Source organism: Pseudoalteromonas sp. QJM3NY_12 (assembly GCF_056173165.1).
This window is the reverse complement of sequence record NZ_CM149661.1, coordinates 2,842,889-2,865,584: the sequence shown is the minus strand read 5'-3', so window position 1 is coordinate 2,865,584 and position 22,696 is coordinate 2,842,889. Positions and strand designations below refer to the sequence as shown.

Here is a 22,696-nt window from a genome sequence, read left to right as displayed (position 1 = left end):
CTCAGTGTAAGATATTAGGGCAAGCTAAACGGAACACATTTATGGGGGCTTCAAACTCAGCACCAAATTCGTTTCGTAAAGTGTAATGCCCTTGCATGGTGCCTACCGGAGTGTCTAATATTGCACCACTGGTGTATTTGTAACTTTCACCAGGGGCTATATCTGGGGTTTCACCCACCACACCTTCACCTTGTACTTCTACTTCTTTGCCATTGGCATCGGTAATTAACCAATAGCGACTGAGTAGTTTTGCACTACATAAACTGTGGTTTTTTATAGTAACGGAGTAAGCAAACACAAATTTATCAAGTTCAGGTTGCGATTGCTCTTCTACATAAAATGTTTCTACAGATACCTTTACAGGTGATCCCATATTACTGCTTGTTGTCATAAATCCAGTTAGCTATATCAATAAATTGTTGTAACGACAGGCTCTCAGCACGCAAAGTAATATCAATGCCAATGCTGGTTAACTCTTCAGCGGTTAAAAGGTTACCTAGGCTGTTGCGCAGTGTTTTACGACGTTGATTAAACGCTTCTAAACAAACCGTATTGAGTATTTTAACGCTTTTAGCTGTGCGCTGCTCTGCCTTTTTAGGGATTAAGCGAATAACCGCAGAGTCCACTTTAGGTGCAGGTTTAAAGCACTCTGGTGGTACTTCTACTACAGGCATAGCATTACAGTAGTATTGAGTCATTACACTCAAGCGGCCAAAGGTTTTGCTGCCTGGGCCTGCAACCATGCGTTTTACCACTTCTTTTTGCAGCATAAAGTGCATATGCTCAATATGATCGGCAAATTCAAAAAGGTGAAACAACAAAGGAGTAGAAATGTTGTACGGTAGGTTACCAAATACTTTTAGCTTTTTGTCGTCTTTAACTAGGCTTGCAAAATCAAACTTCATTGCATCGCCTTGGTTTACGGTTAATTTAGGCCCTAAAAAAGGGTGTTCAATTAAACGTTGGGCTAAATCTTTATCTAGCTCAACAACCGTTAAATGGCCACTTAAATCGGCTACAGGCTCAGTAATAGCGCCAAGGCCTGGGCCAATTTCGACTAAATTATCTTGCGGCTTGGGATCAATAGCGGTGACAATTTTATCGATGATTGATTCATCGAATAAAAAGTTTTGGCCAAAACGTTTACGGGCGCGGTGTCCTAAATGTACTTTATCGGTCATTGATTCTGTGCTTTTTCATGGGCGAGCTTAATTGCTTCGCGGATCGCTAATTCAAAACTGCCAACATCAGCATCGCCTGTACCGGCTAAATCAAGCGCAGTACCGTGGTCGACTGAAGTGCGGATAAATGGAAGGCCAAGGGTTATATTCACTGACTTACCAAATCCCTTGTATTTTAGCACAGGTAATCCCTGATCGTGATACATAGCCAGTACTGCATCGGCTTCATTTAGGTATTTATCTTGAAATAATGTATCTGCTGGTAAAGGACCGATTAAGTTCATCCCTTCAGCTCTTAGTATGTCAAGTGTAGGCGTTATCGTGTCGATTTCTTCGCGGCCTAAATGGCCATCTTCACCAGCGTGCGGGTTTAAGCCACAGACTAAAATACGCGGTTGCTCAATACCAAACTTGGTTTTTAAGTCATGATTAAGGATATTAGCTACTTTAATCAGTCGCTCTTGGGTAATAGCACGAGCAACATAAGCAAGCGGAATATGCGTTGTTACTAATGCAACTCGCAGCCCTTCGGTAGCTAATAACATAACAACATCAGCGGTGCCCGACTGTTGAGCAAAGTACTCAGTGTGGCCACTGAAAGAAATACCGGCTTGGTTAATAATACCTTTATGAACAGGGCCGGTAACAACGGCATCAAAAGTGCCGTCCATATTTTTCTCACTGGCAATACGTAGTGTGTCTAATACGTATTGACCGTTTGCGTCATTCAGCACACCCAGCTCAACCGGCTCGGCTAAATCAATCTGTTTTATGTACAAGCTGCCAGCAGTTGTAGGCATAGCTTTGGCGCTTTCATCAAATTCAATCAATTTAATGTTTAAACCTAAATGTTTAGCGCGCTGCTTTAGTAGCGATGCATCTGCAATCGCTACTAGCTGTGCATCCCAGCTGTGCTGTGCCAGTTTTAATAGCAAGTCAGGCCCAATGCCAGCAGGCTCACCAGGGGTTACCGCAATTCTTAAGGTCATAATTATTCGTCTGTTGGGAAAATTTCAACATGGGCTTGTTCGCGCATTTCTTGCTGCCAGTTAAAACCTTCTTCTTTAAATTTACGATTAAACAACATGCCATGTGCACGATTACGCTTAGCTTGCTCAGTTTTATCTGCAACGCGTGTATCTAACAACTGCACAATGTGCCAGCCATACTGGGTTCTAAAGGGTTCGCTGATTTCGTTTTGATCAAGAGATAGCAATGTATCTCTAAACGCAGGAACGTAGGTAGTTGGATCAGTCCAGTCGTATTGCCCGCCTTTAAGCGCTGAGCCTGGGTCTTGCGAGTGCTCTTTAGCTAGTTCTGCAAAGTCAGCATTTCCAGCGCGTAAATCCTTAACAAAGCCAGCTAGCATTGTGCGGGCTTTTTCTTCGCTTAAAATAATTGAAGGCTTAATAAGAATATGACGAGATTTAACTTCTGTGGCTTCTACTACTTGGCGACCACGTACGTCTTGCACCTTAATAATATGAAAACCTGCGCCAGAGCGAAGTGGGCCAATAATCGTACCTTTCTTTTGCCCTTTCACCGCTCCTGCAAATAAAGATGGCATTTCGTTAATGCCCATCCAGTCTAATTGACCACCCTCAAGCGCTTTTGGGCCACTTGATGAAGAAATCGCAATACGCTTAAATTCTTGACCGTCTTGCAGCAGTTCAATTACTTTGTCTGCGCGTGTTTTTGCAGAGCTTACGTCGTCTGCACTTGCACCGCTTGGAATATCGATAAGAATATGACCAATATCGTATTCTTCGGCATTTTTTCCTTGGCTATCCATAATTTTTAGCAAGTTATCAATTTCTTGGTCGCTTATATATATGCGACGGTCTACGTTTACACGTATGACTTGTTGCGTGGTTATCTCTTTACGAATTTCTTCACGGTAAGCTTGAAAGCTTTCACCCGATGCTTCAATAGTACGACGTAAATCAGCAATTGTACCGCCTTGCTCTTTGGCCATGTTGGCAAGTGTTTGGTCAAGCTGGCTATCTGAAATCTCTAAGCCCATACGCTCAGCCATTTGCATCATTAGCGTTTGATTAATTAAGCGTTCAATTGCTTGTACACGCAGTGTTTCGTCTTTTGGCAGCTGTTGATTTTGTTCTTCTGCTTGCTTTTTAACACGATCAACAATAGTGTCTACTTCACTTTTTAAAATAACGCCTTGGTTTACAGTACCAATCACTTTATCTATTTCGACCGGTGCGGCGAATGCACTCTGGCATAAGCCAAACGTTAAAACTGCTGATGTTAATAATTTTTTTAAATTCATATTCTTTTTACTACTCTTACTAATAGTACTGTTGTAATGCTAAATGCGACTAGATTGATATAGTTATTTGTAAATTTTTACTATACAAAATGCAGCTTAGTCATTAAGAAAATACGGCCTACGATAACCAAAAATACCTTGTTGTAATAATTTTTGAGCATCATAACGGCTTTTACTACCAAGCCCTTTTAATACAAAATTCAAACGAATGCTCGAATCAAAAGTGGCTTGGGGTTGCCCAATTGACTGATTTAAATCAGTTTCAATTTGGCGATGACCAGTAATTTGGAACGCCCAACAGCACGATTCATACTGTAATCCACTAAATACTTCAATACTGCGGTTATTATCAAGGTCGCGATGGTAACTTGCAATAAATTGCCATTCGTCACTGATAGGAATGCTTGTAAATAAGCCCGCTTGTTCGATTGTATTTCCTGAGACATCATTTGCATAGCGATGGTTCAATTGAACCAGCTGATTATCGTCACCTTTATAATCTAAGGTGACATTTGACTGGATAATTTGCTTGCCATCCGTATCGTACTGAATACCACCGGATAAATACCAGCGGCGGTGCCAATGTAACATGGTTTGCGCTGCAAATAAGGCATTGTAGTTACTGTCGCTGTTAAGCCCTTGCTCTGTGGGCTTGGCTGAATTACTTAAATAAAATATTTGGCCAGCACTGAAATTAAATACTTCTTCATTTTTCTTATCAAATAAACGAGTGGTTGCCCCAAGCGTAAATTGATTTGCAGCGGCAATACGGTCAACACTTGAAAAACGTGCATCCCTGAATAGGCCAAAAAAGTCATCTTGTAGTTTAGTGGTATCGTATAAGCCAATATCAGATTGATCTTTGTTAGGCGTATATAAATACTGAATTTGTGGTTCTAAGGTTTGAATGCCATCGTCGATAAAAATTGAGGTGTCGCGCTCAAAGTTAAGCTGAGAATATAAGCGGAGTTTCGGCAATGTGCGCGAGACCGTCTCGCTATATTGAGTGCCCTGTAAGTTGCCGTCTTGTTTATAGTTAGTTTGTAGCAGGCTTACTTCAGATAAAAATGACCAAGCATATTCTTTGTAATCAAAGCGTGCTTTAGGTTCTATATGCACGCGAGTTGCTTGGTCAATCACCGCTGAGCTATTAGTAAAGTGGCTCAGCTCCCCTGAAACAGTAAAATCGAAGTAATCAATTTTCCACGGCGTAGTTTGTGTAAAGCTAACTTGAGGTAAGGCTGTATATGACTCTAAGTGGTCACCGAGTACTTCAAAGTTTTGTATTTTTATATCAGTACGCCACATCTCGCCCATGTGAGTTAGTGAGCCGGTACGATAAAGCTGAGTATCGGTTTTACTTGCATAAGTTGAGTTTAAATCAGTAAGGTAGTTATCATCACTGACATTGGTTATATCAATACTGGCTCGCCAGTCTTCGCCTATATAGCTTTTTTGTTGCCAATGAAACAAAAAACGCTCGTCAAGTTCAGGTTCTGAGTCATCTTTATTTAAGTATTCGACAGCCACTAAACCTTGGTGTTCTGGAGTTAGATATCTAAATTCAGTTTGTAGCTGTAAACCTTTGCGTGACATATAACGCGGCGTAATGGTTGCATCATAGTTTGGAGCAATATTCCAATAATAAGGCGTAATAGTCTCTAAACCATAGCGATCTGAGCTTGAAAAGCTGGGTGTTAATAAGCCTGATTTACGGCGCTCATCAAGTGGGAAAGTAAAATAGGGTAAATAGAGCACTGGCGTGTCTAAAATACGTAGCACCGCATTGTAGGTTTCACCCCAGCCTTCTTCTCGCGATAAATTAATTTCGTCGGCTTCAATCGCCCATACTGGCGTATTACCCGGGCAAGCAGTAAAGCTTGCATTCATCAGCATTAAGCCAGACTTGTCGATGGTGAGTTTTTCCGCACCACCTTTGCCTTGCTGTTGTGTTAGGCTGTATTGTGCGCCTAATAAGCTAAATGCTGAGTTGTTTAAATCGGCGTTTAAGCCCGCACTTTGAACTTTACTTACATAATCGCGGTAGGTAATAGGGCCGGTGGCATTGAGTAGGCCGCGTTGTTTATCAATCAGTGCTGATTGTGCGGACAAACTCATGTTAACGGTGTTAATATCAACATTACCAGTAAATTCAGCGCTTTGTGTGCCTAAAAGCTCAACGTCATCAGCGCTGATATCAACCGTTCCAAGCTCAAGGCCAGCTAGCGGTTGCCAAGCTCTGGTTTGCATTGAAGTGCCACAAAAGTTGTGTGTCAGTTCAGTTTCGGCAAGCGATGGTGCGCTCAGTACGCTTAGCATCAAAATGCCCCAGGTTTTGCTCATTTATCGACCTTTATGCTCTGTGATTAGTTACAAGCTATACATAATAAAGGAAAACAATAGCAAAGTAATTAGTGAAAAATAGATAGCTTATAAAATGACACGTTTTGAGAGTTTACAACAGTTTATTAATACTCACTTTAGTGAGCAATCTTACGCGCTTAATGCAATAACCGCAGATGCCAGTTTTCGCCGTTATTATAGGTTAAGCGCTGAAAATAAAAACTTTATTGTGATGGACTCAGATCCAAAAAAAGTTAACAACGTCCCTTATATTGCATTAAATAAGGTGTTTTCTGAACAGGGTTTTTTATTGCCAACCATTATTCATAGTGATGAGCAGCAAGGTTTTTTTATTTTAAGTGATTTAGGCAACACCCATTTAGCTGATTTACTTGATGATGCCAATCGCAGCGAGTATTACCAGCAGCTGATCAGTTTAAGTGCCAAGTGGGCTAAAACGCCTAAAGCTCCGTCAATGAATCCGTATGACCATGACTTTATTGCACTTGAGCTGGATATTTTTAAAAATTGGTTAGTTAATGATTTTATTTGTACAGAGCTCAGCGCTGAGCAACAAAATATTTGGCAAACAAGTACTGCGCTGCTAATCAATACACTGCTTGAACAACCCACAGTGGCTATGCATCGTGATTACCATAGCCGTAATATTATGCGCTGCGAGCAGCAATGGGCAATTATTGATTATCAAGACGCGGTACAAGGTCCGTTATGTTATGACTTAGTCTCGCTTTTAAGAGATTGTTATTTTAAATTGCCCAACGACGAGCTGACTCATTTACTTGAGTTTGGTTATGACGAATTTAAGCGACAAAGTTTAATAACTAACGAGTCATTCGCACAATTTAAGTATTGGTTTGATTTAACTGGCTTGCAGCGCCATTTAAAAGCAGCGGGTATTTTTTGTCGCTTGTATTTACGGGATGGCAAAAAAGGTTACTTAACCAATATATTACCAACACTAGCGTATATTGTTGAAGTGGCGGCAGAGTATCCAGAGCTTAGTGACTTGTCTGATTGGGTAAAAAATTACGTAGTACCAAAAGTACAGCAGCGGTTAAAAGAGGAACAACTATGAAGGCCATGATCTTAGCTGCAGGACGCGGTAAACGTATGATGCCGCTCACCGCACAGTTGCCAAAACCTATGTTATGTGTGGCAGGTAAACCACTTATTGAGCATCATATTATGCGCTTAAAAGCAGCTGGTATTACGCAGATTGTGATTAATCTCGCCTGGCAAGGAGATAAAATAAAAACCTACTTTGCAGATGGCAGTGCATGGGGGGTAAGTATTACCTATAGCCAGGAAGCAACTGGCGGGCTTGAAACTGCTGGCGGAATTATTCAAGCACTTCCTTTATTAGATGAGTCATTTATTGTTATTAATGGTGATGTTTACAGCGATTACGATGTTAGTGCATTAATGCAGCTGCATTTACAGCCAAAAGAAGCGCACATTGTATTGGTTGAAAATCCTGCGCATAACCCAGATGGTGATTTTACGCTAAGCCACTCACCTAATAGTGAACAGCGCTATACTTTTTCTGGAATTGGCCGTTATCAGGCTGATTTCTTTGAAGGGCTGCCCCCAGGTATTCTCCCGTTAGGGCCTTTACTGCGTGAAAAATTAAATGAACATTTAGTCTCCACTGAACTCTATATTGGCCAATGGGACGATATAGGCACACCAGAGCGTTTATCGACTCTTAACCAACAATTAGCACCATAAGCTAAATATAAAACACTAGAGGTAAGTTTTAAAATGTGGGGAAAAATTCTCGGTTTCTGTTTTGGTTTTATGTTTGGCAAAATATTTGGCGCTATTTTAGGCTTATACCTAGGCCATATGTTTGATAAAAGTCTAAAGAAAGACTTTGATCAGGCTGGCGGCTTCTCTAACCTTTTTAAAGGCGATGATGTTAACGAGCGCCAAGCACTGTTTTTTTCTAGCTGCTTTGCAGTAATGGGGCATATCGCCAAGTCAAATGGACGAATAAGCGAAACCCATATTAAAGCTGCGACGCTATTTATGGATGAAATGGGCTTAAAAGGCGAAGAGCGCCGTGAAGCGCAGCAGGCATTTCAATCGGGTAAAGACAGCGACTTTTCACTCAAAGACACAGTTTATGACTTTAAAGAACGTTTTGCTAAACGTTACGATTTACTGCAGTTATTTTTAGAAATTCAAATTCAAATGGCGTTTTCTGATGGCGTGCTTGCCGCGCAAGAAAAGCAATTATTACAAGAAGTCAGCAAGCAGTTGGGGGTATCTAAAGCACACTTTGCCTTTGTACTAAAACGTTATCAAGCAGAGTTTAATTTTAGGCAGCAACAACAGCGCTTTAGGCAGCAGCAAAGTCAGAGCAGTAGTTACCGAGAAGGCTCAGGACATCATGTACCGCCAAGTAATGATATGAATCGCTCGCAGGCATTGGCCTTGTTAGGGCTAAATAAAGATGCGTCGCAACGTGATATTAAAGTAGCGTACCGAAAGCTTATGGCTCAGCACCATCCTGATAAACTGGTATCGCAAGGTTTACCTAAGCACATGATGGAAGTCGCGGTTAAAAAAAGCCAAGATATTCAAGCCGCTTACGAGTATTTAAAAAAGGCGGCGTAAAAAACCGTCTATTTCTTTGCTCAAGCGTGCATGTTGCTGCGGCGCATCGCGCAATCCAAATAGCTGGCGCTGGCGGTAATCAAACTTTGCATTACGGTTAACCCAACGCTGACGGTTTTTAAGGTTCATTAAGATATCATTACTGTCTGTAGCAAAATAAATATCCAACAAAGCAGGGGTGACCAAGGATGTTATTTGGCTTAACTTGGCATTGCGTTTTGTATTAGGAAGGTAACTACTCAAACTAATGAAGGCGTTTATTTTTAAGTCTGCAAATTCAGCGTAGTGCTCCAACAACACCCCAGCACTGGTGCCTTGTGCAATAACAACAATATTGTCAGACTCCATTGCTGCCTGCTGATACAAAGCTTCGTAGCGAGCGAGCAGTTTTAACTTGTAGTTATCCACGACCTCGGTATTTACTTGCTCAACATAGTCGGCATGATGAGGCTGTTTTTGTGTGCTGGTGCCAGGCTCAGTATTTGCGTTGGCTGTTTCATTATTTGTGCCCACAGAATCATTAATCGTTTTTGCTGTGTCATCTTGGGCTGCTTGCCAATCTATATCAGGAACTGTCATCGCATAAGAAGTGTACCCATGATTATTAAGCTCTTTACGCAAAAAGTTCATGCCGGAATTGTTTGTGGGCGTTGATTGCCAGTCAGGAATGAGTATGACCACCCCTCTAAAGTCGGCGCTCATATATTCACTGTATAAAGTTAAAAACTCAGTATCACCAGCTAAAATAGACTTTACTTCATCACTTTGGGCTAGGCGAGAGATATCCGCATCAATATTTTTTGAAAAGGGAGGAGGAGCGATATACTCAGCACTAAGCACTTGAAAACTGATTAATGCACAGCCAAGCGAAAGAGTAGTAATAATGACTTTAAACATCTGCGTAATAAACATAATAAGCTTTTAATTTAAATCTTATTTATGTATCGGCGTAGCACTCTTAAAGTTTAGCTATTTACTGCAAATAACTAAAAGATTAATCCGTATTAAAACTCGGGTTCAGCTTCAAAAGTAAGTACTTGCTCTGTTACAGGGTGTTTGAGTTGTAGCATTTGTGCATGCAGCTGTAGGCGAGGAGCCGCAGCAAGTGCGTCTTTGTGGGCATATAAACGATCGCCTAAAATAGGGTGGCCTAAGCTTAGCATATGTACTCGCAGCTGGTGGGAGCGCCCAGTAATAGGAGTAAGCTCTACACGGGTTGCCTGTGCTTCACGTTCAAGCACTTTAAAATGGGTAAGCGAGGGTTTGCCATTGTCGTGATCAACCATTTGCTTAGGGCGGTTCGGCCAATCACAAATAAGCGGTAAATCAACGGAGCCGGTTTCATTTTCAAGCTGCCCATAAATTCGCGCAATGTAACGTTTTGCCGTTTCGCGCTCTTGAAATTGCATACTTAAATGTCGATGAGCGGCTTTGTTCATTGCCAAGCAAAGTATTCCTGAGGTAGCCATATCTAAACGGTGAACAATTTTAGCCGTAGGAAAAACACGGTTGACGCGATTAATTAAGCTATCGGCATGTTTTGGGTCTTTACCTGGTACGGTGAGTAACTCGCTAGGCTTATTTACAATAAGTAAATCATCGTCTTGAAACAGTATAGTTAAATACGGGCTCATAGGGGGATTGTAATTAACTAACACGGCAGACCTCAGTGATTTTGAAGTGCGCTATTTTAGTGGAGTGAGGTCTTAGGCTCAAGTAAAAAGCGCGATATAAATATCGCGCTTTTTTCGATGCACACGTTAGTTGATCTTTAACTAACGACTGACAGCTTATAGCTCACAGCTAGATCCCTTAGTGCGAAACTACAATTAAACGAATGGCATCGAGTTTTAACTGCGCTTTTTCAATATGTGCGGTTAGCTCATTGCGTTGTTTATCGTAAAAAGTAATTTCTTCTTGGCGAATATTTGGGTTTATTTGTTTAAGTGCCTCTAAACGCTGCTGCTCTTCACTCAACGATGTTTGCATTTTAGTTAATGACTCTGCACGAATAACATCCAGCTTTTGTTGCGCCATGTCTTTTGCTGTGTTGATCATCGGATGAACCGCACTTTGTAATGCACCGGCTAATTTACTTGCTGTTTGACGACCTACCGCAGATAACTGTTGATTAAAGCCATCAAAGCCAACGTTTTCGCCTAAGTTATTACTGCTCTTATCGAGTAAAATACGAATAGGCGTAGGCGGTAAAAAGCGGCCCACTTGCAGTACTTTTGGTGCCATCGCCTCGGCAACAAAGATTAGCTCAACAAAGAATGTTCCTGGTGGTAACTTTTTGTTTTTAAGTAACGCCACTGACGCACTACCAAAGTCATCATCGCAAATCATGTCCATAGTGCCTTGCACCATAGGGTGATCCCAACTGATAAAGTGCACATCTTCTTGCGAAAGAGCGGTATCACGGTCAAATGTTACCGTCATGCCATCTTCTTTTAAAGCAGGGAATGACGCGTTAAGCATATGCTCAGTGGGTTTTAAAATAATAGTGTTTTCACCTTTATCTTCTTGGCTTACGCCAAAGGTGTCGAACACATTGATCATGTAACTTGGTAGCTCAAACTGATTATCGAGTTTTTCAATGTCAGCTACGAGTGAATCAGCAGCGCCTTGCCCTGATGAATGCAGTTCTAGTAGGCGATCTCGGCCACTTTCCATTTGCTTACGTAATACTGCATTCTTTTGTGCTACTTGCTCAAGCAATGGGTCTAGCTCATCTTCGTCACAATTATGAGCTGCAATATATTCAAGTAAGTCTTCGCTAAACTCTTTATATAATAACTGTCCTGTGGTTGAAGTGCTTTCAAATGCATCTAGGCCTTCGTTGTACCAACGTAATAACACTTCCTGTGCCGTATTTTCAAAGTAAGGCACATGAATGTTCACATCTTGTGTTTGTCCTATGCGGTCTAAGCGACCAATTCGTTGCTCAAGTAAATCTGGGTTGAGCGGTAAATCAAACAACACTAAATGATGTGAGAATTGGAAGTTACGGCCTTCTGAACCAATTTCAGAACACAATAATATTTGAGCATTATCGTATTCATCGGCAAAGAACGCCGCGGCGCGGTCTCGTTCAATTATCGACATGCCCTCGTGGAAAACCGAGGCTTTAATTGCTTCGCGTTCACGTAATATTTGCTCAAGGCTGATTGCGGTTTCGGCTTTAGCACAAATGAGTAATACTTTTTCACGTTTGAGAGTTTTTAGCGTTTCGATCAGCCAATCTACACGCGGGTCAAATAAACCCCAACTGGCGCTTTCACCTTCAAACTCTTGAAATATTTTTTCAGGGAAAAGTGCACGCTGTGCACTGAGTTCAGCATTTTGAATGCCGCTCATATTACCTAGTACAGTCATTGCTGTTTTGTATTGCTTAGGTAAAGCCATAGGGTAGGCGTGTAATTTACGACTTGGGTAACCATCAATACCACTGCGACTATTTCTAAATAAGATGCGGCCAGTACCGTGACGGTCTAAAAGCATATTTAAAATTTCTTTACGTGCTTCAAGGTCGCCTTGTTGTGCTGTTTCAAGAATATCGGTGATATCCGTTTCTTTTAATAGCTCAATCAAGGTTGCTTTAGCGTTATCATCTAATGATTGCTCTTGCAGTAGTTGGTTAGCAGCTTCGGCTACATCTTTGTAGTTTGCTTCTTCTTCTTTAAATACGTCGTAGTCGTAAAAGCGATCTGGGTCGAGCAGTTGTAAGCGTGCAAAGTGGCTACGATGACCCAGTTGGTCTGGCGTTGCTGTTAATAAAATTAGCCCCGGAATGTCTTGACTCAGCTCAGCCATACGTTGGTATTCGGCACTAGGTTTATTGTTGTTAATGCTTAAATGATGGGCTTCATCAATGACTAATAAGTCCCAGTCGGCCAACGTAGATTGTTCAAACCAACGTTTTTTCTTAGTTAAAAACTCAAGGCTGGTAAGCACCAGTTGCTCGGTATCAAATACGTTAGGTGAATCAGCAAACGCTTCGTCGCAGCGCTCTTCATCAAAAATAGAAAAACGTAAATTAAAACGGCGTAGCATTTCTACTAACCATTGGTGCTGCAAGTTCTCAGGTACCACAATGAGCACACGGCTGGCGCGACCAGTAATAATTTGTTGGTGTAAAATCATGCCAGCTTCGATGGTTTTACCCAAACCTACTTCATCAGAAAGTAGTACACGTGGCGCAAAACGTTTACCTACTTCTTGGGCAATATAAAGCTGATGCGGAATAAGGTTGGCACGTTGGCCAATTAAACCTTTAATAGGTGACTGTTGGCGTTCAAATTGGTGTAACCAAGTTTGGTAGCGCAAAGTGTATCGATCAAAGCGGTCTACTTGGCCTGCAAATAAACGGTCTTGTGGTTTATTAAATTTAATAAAATGGTCTAAAAAGGTCTCTTTTAATTGTGCTTTTTCACCGTTATCAATACGTTCACCGTGATAGCACAGTAATTCGCCTTGTACTTCAATTGACTCAACTTGTAATTCCCACTCCTCAACGCTTCGGATCACATCACCAGGATTAAATGCTACGCGGGTTACCGGAGCTTCTGCAGAAGAATAAACACGGTTTTCACCACTGGCAGGAAATAAAATGCTGACCTGGCGGCCATCAATGGCAACAACGGTGCCCAATCCTAAATCTGACTCTGTATCACTGATCCAACGCTGACCTAAGGAAAAATTCATGTATGTCTCGTCTATGAAGAAAAAGGCGGCTATGTTACCTGTTAGATAACACCACTGCAAGGCGCTATTTGCCTGACTTTTAATTAATTTTATAAGTGTGAATTATTCCTATCTATAAGCACTGATTAGTGCGCCGATTTTGTAGGAAATTCAAACTAAATGATATTTGTCATAAAACAGACTTTTGTGACAAATAGACTAAACTCAAATTATACCTAAGTAATTAATCAAGTTTATTAGTCACACTGATTAGTTTATTGGGTATAGCATAAAAATCATAAAACGTAAGGAAAGTGCTATGGAAAAAGCTTCGAACCTTGATAGTAAAATGTATGTGCTAGATACCAATGTATTGCTTCATGAACCCCTCGCGTATTTGTCATTTCAAGAACACCAAGTGGTTATTCCAATGACGGTATTAGAAGAGCTTGATCACATTAAAGACAGAAAACACGATGTAAGTCGCGATGCCCGAGTGGCCATTCGTGGACTTGATGGAGTGCTCAGCCAAGCCTCTCCCGAACAAATGTTACAAGGGGTTGCGCTACCAAGTAATAAACAAGGCGGATTAACGGGAAGCTTACTGATTGTAAACGACCATTTATTTGCCGATTCTATTTCTGGCTTACCGGGCAATGAAAACGACCACCGCATTATTAATTGCGCGGTGCACTTACAAAATCAGCACAGTGATAAAAAAGTCATACTGGTTACTAAAGATATCAACATGCGCTTAAAAGCCAAAGGGGCGGGGCTTAAATATGTTGAAGATTATCGTACCGATCAGCTTATTGACGATATCGCCTTACTTACCAGCGGTTATAAAAAAATTACAGGTGATTTTTGGCAGCATGTTGGCGAGTGTAATACTGAACAACACGGGCGTGAAACAGTTCATCATATCCCTAAAGATTTGATTCCTGATGTGTTTTGTAACGAGTATTTACTTGATGATGGCGATCAGTTTGCCGCTAGAGTCAAATCTTACGATGGTGAGCATATTACCATTAAAGATATTGGTGCAGAGCGACTAATGCATCAAAGCGCCTGGGGAATAAAGCCAAAAAATATTTACCAAGCAATGGCACTAGATGCACTGCTCGATACTTCTATTGAACTTGTTATTTTAACCGGCCCTGCGGGATGTGGTAAAACCTTACTCGCGCTTGCTTGTGCACTGGAAATGGTGATAGAAAAAGGTGTTTACGATAAAGTGATTGTAACCCGAAACACCCCTGAAATTGCCGAATCGATTGGCTTTTTACCTGGCACCGAAGAAGAGAAAATGGCACCTTGGCTGGCTGCAATAACTGATACCTTAGAGGTGCTGCATAAAGGAGATGAGAACCCTGTTTCAAGCCGTAATTACATTATGGAAAAAGCCAATGTTCAGTTTAAATCGGTGAACTTTATGCGTGGGCGAAGCATTCAAAATGCGGTGGTGATTTTAGATGAAAGCCAAAACTTAACGGCTTCTCAGCTCAAAACCATTATTACCCGTTGTGGTGAAGGAACTAAACTTATTTGTACCGGAAATTTAGCACAAATAGACAGTAACTATTTAACCGCGGTTACCTCTGGACTTACCTATATTGTGGAGCGATTTAAGCACTTTGAAGGCGGCGCTACTGTTAATCTTAATGGTGTAGTAAGAAGTCGACTAGCGTCATTTGCCGAGGAGAATTTATAACTTGCGCTTAACATCTTGGCTCGATAGTCTACAGTTTGATTTTTGAGCCAATAATTAGGTAACTTGTTGAAATTTTTACCGTTAGAACATTATCATCGCTCTGTTTTTGTGGCGCTAGCACTGCCTTTGTTAGTGGCCTCTTTTTTGTGTTTGCATTTTTATAATATAAAAATGGAACGTGCAATAACAAAAAAGACCACTGATTTTAATGCATTATCTGCGCAGCTTGATCATGATATGCAAGCAATGGGGGACTTGGTTGATGCAATGTTTGTTATGTATAACAAGCAAACTTTTCTTGTAGAAAATTATAATCTTACAGAAAACATTAACCAATATGAGCATTATTATTATCGCCAATTTGAACATTTAAACGGTGAAATTGCAGGTAAAGGTCAGTTTAGTTATTCTGAGTCGGCACTTTTACAATGGCAGCAGGTTATATCGCTTGCACCCTCTTTTAATACCACTTTAGCGCTGCTTTCATCTGTGCATTCTATTGCGTATGTTGATGAACGAGGGTTTGCATACTTAACTCGGCGCGACAATACACGAAATAATATATTTACTCCGCTATTGAATGGCGACTTTAAACCCTTACTGTCATCAAACAAATTGGCTTCGAGTGCAGTCATCAATTTAGGTAATAAGGCATATTTTGCGATTGGGCGACAGCGTGAACTAAATTCCTCTGATTATATTGTTTTAATTTATGAACTGCAGGCTATCTCTGGTTGGTTAAACAAAATCACCTCTAAGCAAGGTGAGTATGTTTTTATTAATCAAGCAAATCAAATTATTGCCAGTTCACAGCAGTCAATTAACCAAGCGATAAATTTTTCGGCATACTGGCCTCAAATTAATACGCGCTCATCAAAGCTTACGGCCCTGTCTGAACCGCTTTTTTTAATTCAACCCTCAGATCAGACTCCGATTCATTTAGGGTTTCTTGCTGATAAGCAAATGCTTACCAGTAGCCTTGTGCAAGAAGTGGTGTTGGAGTTTATTTCATTAGCATTATTTCTATGCTTGATGTTTTATGTCTTTTTTTGGTTAAGCAAGCGTATATTTATAAGGCCTATGACAGAGCTAATGCGTTACTTAGAACATCATAACGATGACAACACGGGTTATTTAAATTACAAAGTACCATTAAATTGGCAACCTTGGTTTGCTAAGGTGAAAGCTATTTTTGCGAAAAATGAACGTTTAGTTATTTCATTACAAAATGCTAATAAAAAGTTAGATGAGCAGGTGCAGCTCAAATCTGAAAAATTAAAACATAGTGACCAAGCAAAAGAGCGACATTTAGCCCTGCTAAATACAGTACTTAACAGCGTGCCTGACTTTATATATTTTAAAAATACAGACGGCACCTTTTTAGGGTGTAATAAAGCATTTGAGCAGTTTATAGGTAAGAGCCAAAGCGAACTTATTGGTCAAAATATGCATAGCATTAGTCGCAGCTACGAGCAAATCCAGCGGCTGGAGCAGCAAGCATTACAGCATAAAATGCAAATTCAGCAGCGTATAGACGTTGCTAAGCAAACCTATCAGTTAACGATTTCTCCGTTTTATGATGAACAGCGCCAATTGCTAGGCACAATGGGAATTGGTCGCGATATTACTGCACAGCAACATACTTTATATGCATTAAAAGAGTCGGAATCTAAATTTAGAAGTGCCATTGAATTTGCTGCCAATGGGGTGTTTTTACTTTCACTAGAGTACGCTATTTTACAGGTTAATAAAGCCGCGCGAAAACTGTTTACCAAACATCATCAATTAACAGATACCCCGTTTGGTAAACTATTTAGTGACACTCAGTGGCAAGAACTCGACGCCTTGCTGCAGCAACTATTACAAAACAAAAAACAAGTGTTTCATTTAACTTTTGCGCATACTCAATTAAATGCTTGGTTGCAGTTGAGTATGTCATTAATTTGGAATGAAAATGCTCAGCCGCTATATTATGTTATTCATATTCAAGATGTTACTGAGCTTACGAAAGCCAAAGATGATGCAGAGCGAGCCACCTTGGCTAAAAGTCGCTTTATTGCTAATTTGAGCCACGAAATACGTACTCCTCTCAATGCCATACTAGGGCTATTAGACATGTTAGTAGAGCATGGATTAACGCAGCGACAAGTGCAACTGACCAGCCAAGCGACGTATGCAGCCAATAATTTATTACAAATGCTTAATAGTATGCTTGATTTTGCGCGTGTTGAAAGTAATGAAGCAACGCTGCAATTAGCGCCTTTATGCCTAGTTGATTTGATTGATACCTGCGAAAGCTTAATTTTGCCTTTATGCCAAGCAAAGCAGATACAGCTAAAAGTTGATATTGACCCACATATTTCCCCTTTTTTAGTTGGCGACTCCATTCGTTTGCAACAAGTGTTAGGTAACTTATTAACCAATGCTGTTAAATTTACTCCTACAGGCAACGTGACATTAAAAATGCAGTTACAGCCAAGTAGCCGTAATGAGTTACAGCGTATCTGTTTTGGGGTTATAGATACAGGTGAGGGGATTGCTCAAGCCGATCAACGCCGTTTATTTGATGCCTTCACCCAAGGCGATGAGTCATCCACTCGTCAGCATCAAGGAGTAGGTTTAGGGCTGGCAATAGTAAAACACAGTGTGGCATTAATGGGCGGGGAAATTTCACTTGATAGCGATAAAGGACAAGGTTGCTATTTTTACTTTACGCTCGATTTAGCGACCGATACCAACAAAGTTACTCGTGATGAAAATAAGTTATTAGTAATTACTAGCGCTAAAAGTACGTTACTTAATCAAGTAATTAAAGCGTATCCTGTTATTAATAACCAAACGCTTAATAGGGTAATCGCTGAACCAGAATATTTGCTGCAAGCGCACACAATAATCATTGATGCGTGTGAGCTGTCGGCCTTTTTAACACCAAAAATAAAAGCAACACTGCGTACAGCTGCTATTTCGGTTGTTGTTATTACAGATAATCAAGACGAACAGCCACCAATAAATGATTCCCTTATTACCCAGTTCTTACCCTCAAGCGCACTTGCACAGCGATTACTTAATTTGAGCTCGCAAAAAATAGTGAAGGCAATTGAAAACAAAGCACAAAAACCGCGTGATACAGTCTCAGGAATATTAGTGTTAGCGATAGACGATAATCCATTGAACCTCGATATTATTAGCAGTATTTTGAGTCAAGCTGGAGTAAATGTTGTTACGATCAATGACCCGCAAAAAGGGATTGAATTGGTAAGTAGCTTACGCCCCGACTTAGTCTTAATGGATATTCAAATGCCCAAAATTGATGGCTATCAAGCGACTGAAATAATACGCCAACAGTTTGACGCTCAGCAATTACCTATTTTTGCATTAACCGCGCATAGTGAACCAGCCGACATTTCGCGCTCACTCAATGGTGGGATGAATAAACATTTAACTAAGCCTGTGGTTGCGCCAGTTTTATTTACAGCAATCGCAAGCCTTGGCATCGCTACGCCATGTTTTTTCGATAAAGCCTTTGCTTTGTCTCAGTTTGATGATGATCACTCTGTACTGCACAGTATGTTAGACAAGTTAGCGACATTAAGTGAATCATATTCAGCTGAGCTTCAAAACAACAACCCTAGTATTGAAATGGTACGCTTAGTGCATAGTTTAAAAGGGATAGCAGGAAATTTAGGTTTTAACCGATTATTATTGTGTGCTCAACATACTGAGCAAGTATTAAAAGCGAACAGCGATCACGCTGCAGCTGCAATTAAAGAATTAATAATACAGTTAGAGCAAGTGCAAATTTATATAAAAAGTTTAGATGTAAGCAATGATAAATAAAGCAAAAATATTAATTGTAGATGACGATGCGCTTAACCGAATCATTTTAGAAAAAACCCTAAGTGACGAGCATGAGGTTTACTTAGTGGCTAGTGGTGAAGAGGCGTTGGTATTTGTTAAGCACACACAAGTAGACTTAATTATTTTAGACATTATTATGCCAGGCATGAATGGTTACGACGTGCTGGTGGAGCTTAAAGAAAGCAGCCTAAGCCATACAATCCCCATTATTTTTATCTCAGCGAATAGCTCTCATGAAGACGAAGCAAAAGGCTTAGAGTTAGGCGCAATGGATTACATTGTTAAGCCATTTTATGCCTCTATTGTTAAAGTGCGTGTGCGTAATCAATTACTCATTAAGCAAAAAAACGATTTATTAGAAATGCTTGCGTCTATTGATGGTTTAACAGAAATACCTAACAGACGTTATTTAGATGAAAACTTAGAACGAGAGTGGCGAAGAAGTAAGCGTAATAATTCCTCCATGTGTGTACTGCTTATCGATATTGATCACTTTAAGCGCTATAACGACTACTACGGTCATCGTGCTGGCGATGAGTGTTTAAAAGCAGTGGCGCAAACATTAGTGGCTCAATGTGAACGTGGCAGTGATTTTGTTGCCCGTTATGGTGGTGAAGAGTTTGTTGCAGTATTACCAGAAACCAATCAGCAAGGCGCTATTGCGTTTGCTAATAAATTACGCAAAGCTATTAATGACTTGAATATAGAACACAACGCATCTTTAAATGCTTCACACATTACTATTAGTATTGGAATTGCCTCAAGTGAGAGCAGTCAAGCATACACCGAGAAAGCGTTATTAGAAGAGGCTGACTCAGGTTTATATAATGCTAAAAAGTCAGGGCGCAATCAAATTAGCGCCCAATAGTATTTTCGAGAGCTTAATTTGTTAGCATCAATAACGCTGAACTACCAATACCCACTAATTTATCATTTTTGAAAACGAGCGGTGTACATTCATCTTTGGTCATTTTTCCATCTGAATGAATGCTGTGTGTTGCGTAGAACAAGACTTGGTAAACATCATCCTGTTTTTTTAACAATTCAGTGAAGTTAGGTGTTTTTAGTTGGTTTAACACCGACTGATACGAGCTATCCATTGCCAAGCCTGAAATGATTTCACGATTGTTTTTATGTGTTGCTTGCCAACCTGAAGAGCTATTACCTGCCCAATGACCCTCTGCTTCGCCATCTGATACAGCGATTACACAACCCGTTAAAAAAGGAGCGGTAAGTGCAGCAATTAAAAGTGTTTTTTTCATTTTTTATTACCCTAGATGATTAATTAAAAACAATATAGCAAAGACTAGGCCAGTTTTTAAAGTCTTAAAAATCAATAGCTTGTTTTTATTGTGTTTGGTGGGGTGGTGGCTTTTTTAAAATATAAATCTAAAAAGCCACTTTTTAGTAATTTTGACTAAGTTACTTTTATGGCATTAAACCAAGCGGTTACGCGACTCGTGTTGGCTAAATGCTGCAATATTTAAACTCACTTCTTTTACTAAACGCACGATAGATTCAGTGCTCGCCCACGCTATATGTGGGGTAAGTAGTAAGTTATCACCCGTATAATTAGCCAGAGGATTGGTCAGCTCAGCGGGCTCTTTGGTAAGTACATCAACGCCCGCACCGGCAATAATATTGGCTTTTAATGCTTCTACTAAGTCTGCTTCATTGATTATCCCGCCGCGTGCGGTATTAATAATTAGCGCAGTCGGTTTCATCATTTTTAATTCATTAAGTGTAATTAAGTCGCGTGTTTCATCATTAAGTGGGCAGTGAACGCTAATAATATCTGCTGTTTTTATTGCTGTTTCAAACGGGGTGCGTCCGTTGCGACACGCTGCGCCTTTGCGCTCTGCAATAATTACATTGGCGCCAAACGCTTCAGCCACTTTAGATACTGCATTACCTAAAGTGCCACCACCAATAATGGCTAATGTTTTGCCCTGGATGTCATTAAAGTTGTAATCCAGTCGACAAAACATCTCACTTTTTTGCCACGCGCCTTGCTGACAATCTGCTTGATAGCGGTGAGTATTACCTAATAAGTTAGTGATCAACGAAAAGGTATGCTGAACAACAGAAGGGGTCGAATAACCGGCAACATTAGTAACTGCTATGCCTAAGTCTTTCGCGGCATTTAAATCAACATTATTGGTACCCGTTGCACTAACACAAATGAGCTTTAATGATTTTAATTGCATCATAGTGTCACGATTAATCACCACTTTGTTGGTGATTAAAACTTCTGCATTTTGGCTATGCGCTAATACTTGCTCAGGGCTAGTTAGCTGATGCACTGTGAGCTCTCCAAGTGCTGAAATACCATCCAGTGACGTGTTTGCCAGTGTTGCGTTATCAAGAATTGTTATATTCACGGTGTGTCCTAATATGTGTATGTGTTAGAGAGGGAGTAACCTCTGTACGCAGATAAAAAGATCATTATTTAATTGAATGTTATAGATTTATTTAGACTTAGCTTATTGTGTTCACATTAACAGGAGTAAAGTCATATTTAAATGTGGTCTGCCCACTGAGGGTTAACTTGCATGTTATTATGACCAACTGCCTTGCTAAGTTAACTTGAACAAAGTGCTATTAGTAAGGTCTATCCATTTGAATTAATAATTAATAGCTATAGTTTATACACATGAGCGGTTAATCTGGCAATGATGCTCAGTACTAAACTATAACGCTATGAAAACTCAGTAAATCGAACTTTAGTATTGCTAGTTTCGTATTTTTGCTTGAGTTATAATCAAAATCAGACATAACGGGGCGTTTTCGCGCGCCGTTTTTAACTTTGTAGATGCAGTAAATGATAGAACTAGAAGATAAGTACGCAGATATAAGACCTTACAATGACGATGAAGTTGCCGCCTCATTAACGCGATTAATTAACGATAATGCGTTTCTTGATGTGATAGCAAAGTATAATTTGCCACGCTTTATATCCGCAGTTGGGTTTTTAGCACGCGCTATAATAAAGCATCAGTTGCGTAAAAAATGGGGCAAAGTTAAAACAGTTGAAGATGTACAAAATGAAGTTGCACATTACTTAAATAAATTAGTAAACCGCACCACATCAAACGTTACTTTTTCGGGCTTAGAGGCGTTAGACCCTGATCAAGCCTATCTTTTTGTTTCAAACCACAGAGACATTGTACTCGATCCTGCATTGGTTAATTGGGGCCTTTTTCAGCATAAAATGAAAACCGTGAGAATTGCGATTGGTGATAACTTACTGCAAATCCCATACATTACTGAGCTTATGCGTTTAAATAAAAGTTTTATTGTAAAACGCTCAGCTAAAGCTCCAAAGGAGATGTTAAAAGCGCTGACTCAATTATCGGCTTATATTTATGACTCACTCAGCAGTGGGCATTCTATTTGGATTGCTCAAAAAGAAGGCCGTGCCAAAGATGGTGTAGATCAAACCGATCCCGCACTATTAAAAATGCTGCAACTAAATGGACGTAAACAAAAGAAAGAATTTGGCGAATACATTAAAGAACTAAAAGTGGTGCCGGTTGCAATATCTTACCAATATGAACCCTGTGCAATAGCTAAGGCAAAAGAGCTTTACCATAAACAGCATCATGGTAAATATGTGAAATCGGCGGGTGAAGATATTGCTAGCATTGTTGAAGGTTTTAGTTCAGCCAAAGGGCATGTGCACTTATCGTTTGGCCAGCCTATTCAGTCAGATTGCGATAGTGCCGATGAATTGGCAAAAACCATTGATAAGCAAATAATTGATTCGTTTTATTTGCACCCAGGCAATTATATTGCTGGTGGTTGTACTGAAGCGGTTATAAATAAAAATGATGCAGCACAATTTGCAGAGCGTTTAGCAAAAGTGCCAGAAGAATTAAGATCTTTGGTACTAGCGATGTACGCCAAACCGTATCATAGAAAAATACAAGTAGATGAACAAAGCTGTGAACATTAATTAACAGCTAAGATAAAAGCAGCAATTAATTGGCT

General features: G+C 40.2%; 17 protein-coding genes. 7 read left to right on the top strand and 10 right to left on the bottom strand.

What is annotated here, in order from left to right; genetic code table 11:
- Position 1: 1 nt before the first annotated feature.
- The 5 genes from apaG to lptD form a co-directional block, all read right to left on the bottom strand.
- Complete coding sequence (gene apaG, locus AC0VZ5_RS13425) at positions 2-391, bottom strand: Co2+/Mg2+ efflux protein ApaG (RefSeq protein WP_041709470.1); 390 nt, start codon at positions 389-391, stop codon at positions 2-4.
- Positions 375-1,181, bottom strand: a complete 807-nt coding sequence (gene rsmA, locus AC0VZ5_RS13420; protein ID WP_010391631.1) for a 16S rRNA (adenine(1518)-N(6)/adenine(1519)-N(6))-dimethyltransferase RsmA — start codon at positions 1,179-1,181, stop codon at positions 375-377. Before rsmA ends, apaG begins: the two co-directional genes overlap by 17 nt.
- Positions 1,178-2,170, bottom strand: coding sequence for a 4-hydroxythreonine-4-phosphate dehydrogenase PdxA (gene pdxA, locus AC0VZ5_RS13415; protein WP_464711114.1), 993 nt, complete (start codon positions 2,168-2,170; stop codon positions 1,178-1,180). The genes rsmA and pdxA overlap by 4 nt, the downstream gene beginning before the upstream one ends.
- A gap of 2 nt (positions 2,171-2,172) precedes the next feature.
- Positions 2,173-3,468, bottom strand: a complete 1,296-nt coding sequence (surA, locus tag AC0VZ5_RS13410) for a peptidylprolyl isomerase SurA (RefSeq protein ID WP_475473223.1) — start codon at positions 3,466-3,468, stop codon at positions 2,173-2,175.
- A gap of 96 nt (positions 3,469-3,564) precedes the next feature.
- The gene (gene lptD, locus AC0VZ5_RS13405) at positions 3,565-5,811 is read right to left on the bottom strand and encodes an LPS assembly protein LptD (RefSeq protein WP_475473221.1); all 2,247 of its coding nucleotides are present in this window, start codon (positions 5,809-5,811) and stop codon (positions 3,565-3,567) included.
- A gap of 94 nt (positions 5,812-5,905) precedes the next feature.
- On the opposite strand from lptD, the gene AC0VZ5_RS13400 reads away from it, so the two are divergent.
- Genes AC0VZ5_RS13400 through djlA form a run of 3 tightly spaced genes read left to right on the top strand, consistent with a single transcriptional unit; the run spans position 5,906 to position 8,451 of the window.
- Positions 5,906-6,907, top strand: coding sequence for an aminoglycoside phosphotransferase family protein (locus AC0VZ5_RS13400; protein WP_475473220.1), 1,002 nt, complete (start codon positions 5,906-5,908; stop codon positions 6,905-6,907).
- Positions 6,904-7,560, top strand: coding sequence for an N-acetylmuramate alpha-1-phosphate uridylyltransferase MurU (gene murU, locus AC0VZ5_RS13395; protein ID WP_475473217.1), 657 nt, complete (start codon positions 6,904-6,906; stop codon positions 7,558-7,560). The genes AC0VZ5_RS13400 and murU overlap by 4 nt, the downstream gene beginning before the upstream one ends.
- A 33-nt stretch (positions 7,561-7,593) precedes the next feature.
- Positions 7,594-8,451: a co-chaperone DjlA gene (djlA, locus tag AC0VZ5_RS13390; RefSeq protein ID WP_010391624.1), complete on the top strand. Its 858-nt coding sequence runs from the start codon at positions 7,594-7,596 to the stop codon at positions 8,449-8,451.
- Here the strand turns inward: djlA and AC0VZ5_RS13385 are convergent.
- The 3 genes from AC0VZ5_RS13385 to rapA form a co-directional block, all read right to left on the bottom strand.
- Entirely contained in the window at positions 8,434-9,363 is a 930-nt protein-coding gene (locus AC0VZ5_RS13385) for a DUF3530 family protein (protein ID WP_198523691.1), read from the bottom strand. The two genes, djlA and AC0VZ5_RS13385, sit on opposite strands and share 18 nt — an antisense overlap.
- A 92-nt stretch (positions 9,364-9,455) precedes the next feature.
- Positions 9,456-10,109: a bifunctional tRNA pseudouridine(32) synthase/23S rRNA pseudouridine(746) synthase RluA gene (rluA, locus tag AC0VZ5_RS13380; protein WP_198523690.1), complete on the bottom strand. Its 654-nt coding sequence runs from the start codon at positions 10,107-10,109 to the stop codon at positions 9,456-9,458.
- A 154-nt stretch (positions 10,110-10,263) separates the two neighbouring features.
- On the bottom strand, positions 10,264-13,158 hold the full coding sequence (rapA, locus tag AC0VZ5_RS13375; protein WP_198523689.1) for an RNA polymerase-associated protein RapA: 2,895 nt from the start codon (positions 13,156-13,158) through the stop codon (positions 10,264-10,266).
- Between the two features lie 298 nt (positions 13,159-13,456).
- Between rapA and AC0VZ5_RS13370 the strand changes: the two genes are divergently transcribed.
- The 3 genes from AC0VZ5_RS13370 (at position 13,457) to AC0VZ5_RS13360 (ending at position 19,574) form a co-directional block, all read left to right on the top strand.
- On the top strand, positions 13,457-14,848 hold the full coding sequence (locus tag AC0VZ5_RS13370; protein ID WP_010391619.1) for a PhoH family protein: 1,392 nt from the start codon (positions 13,457-13,459) through the stop codon (positions 14,846-14,848).
- Between the two features lie 66 nt (positions 14,849-14,914).
- A complete protein-coding gene (locus tag AC0VZ5_RS13365; RefSeq protein WP_475473215.1) occupies positions 14,915-18,685 on the top strand; it encodes a PAS domain-containing hybrid sensor histidine kinase/response regulator in 3,771 nt (1,256 codons plus the stop codon).
- Positions 18,675-19,574, top strand: coding sequence for a GGDEF domain-containing response regulator (locus AC0VZ5_RS13360; protein ID WP_178956579.1), 900 nt, complete (start codon positions 18,675-18,677; stop codon positions 19,572-19,574). Before AC0VZ5_RS13365 ends, AC0VZ5_RS13360 begins: the two co-directional genes overlap by 11 nt.
- Before the next feature lie 13 nt (positions 19,575-19,587).
- Here the strand turns inward: AC0VZ5_RS13360 and AC0VZ5_RS13355 are convergent, their stop codons facing one another.
- A complete protein-coding gene (locus AC0VZ5_RS13355; protein WP_131691685.1) occupies positions 19,588-19,968 on the bottom strand; it encodes a DUF3192 domain-containing protein in 381 nt (126 codons plus the stop codon).
- Between the two features lie 174 nt (positions 19,969-20,142).
- Entirely contained in the window at positions 20,143-21,087 is a 945-nt protein-coding gene (locus AC0VZ5_RS13350) for a D-2-hydroxyacid dehydrogenase (protein ID WP_198523687.1), read from the bottom strand.
- A gap of 440 nt (positions 21,088-21,527) precedes the next feature.
- Here AC0VZ5_RS13350 and AC0VZ5_RS13345 point away from each other — a divergent pair, with 440 nt between their 5' ends.
- Positions 21,528-22,661 carry a 1-acyl-sn-glycerol-3-phosphate acyltransferase gene (locus AC0VZ5_RS13345; RefSeq protein WP_475473212.1) on the top strand — a complete coding sequence of 378 codons (1,134 nt, stop codon included), beginning with the start codon at positions 21,528-21,530 and terminating at the stop codon, positions 22,659-22,661.
- Positions 22,662-22,696 lie beyond the last annotated feature (35 nt).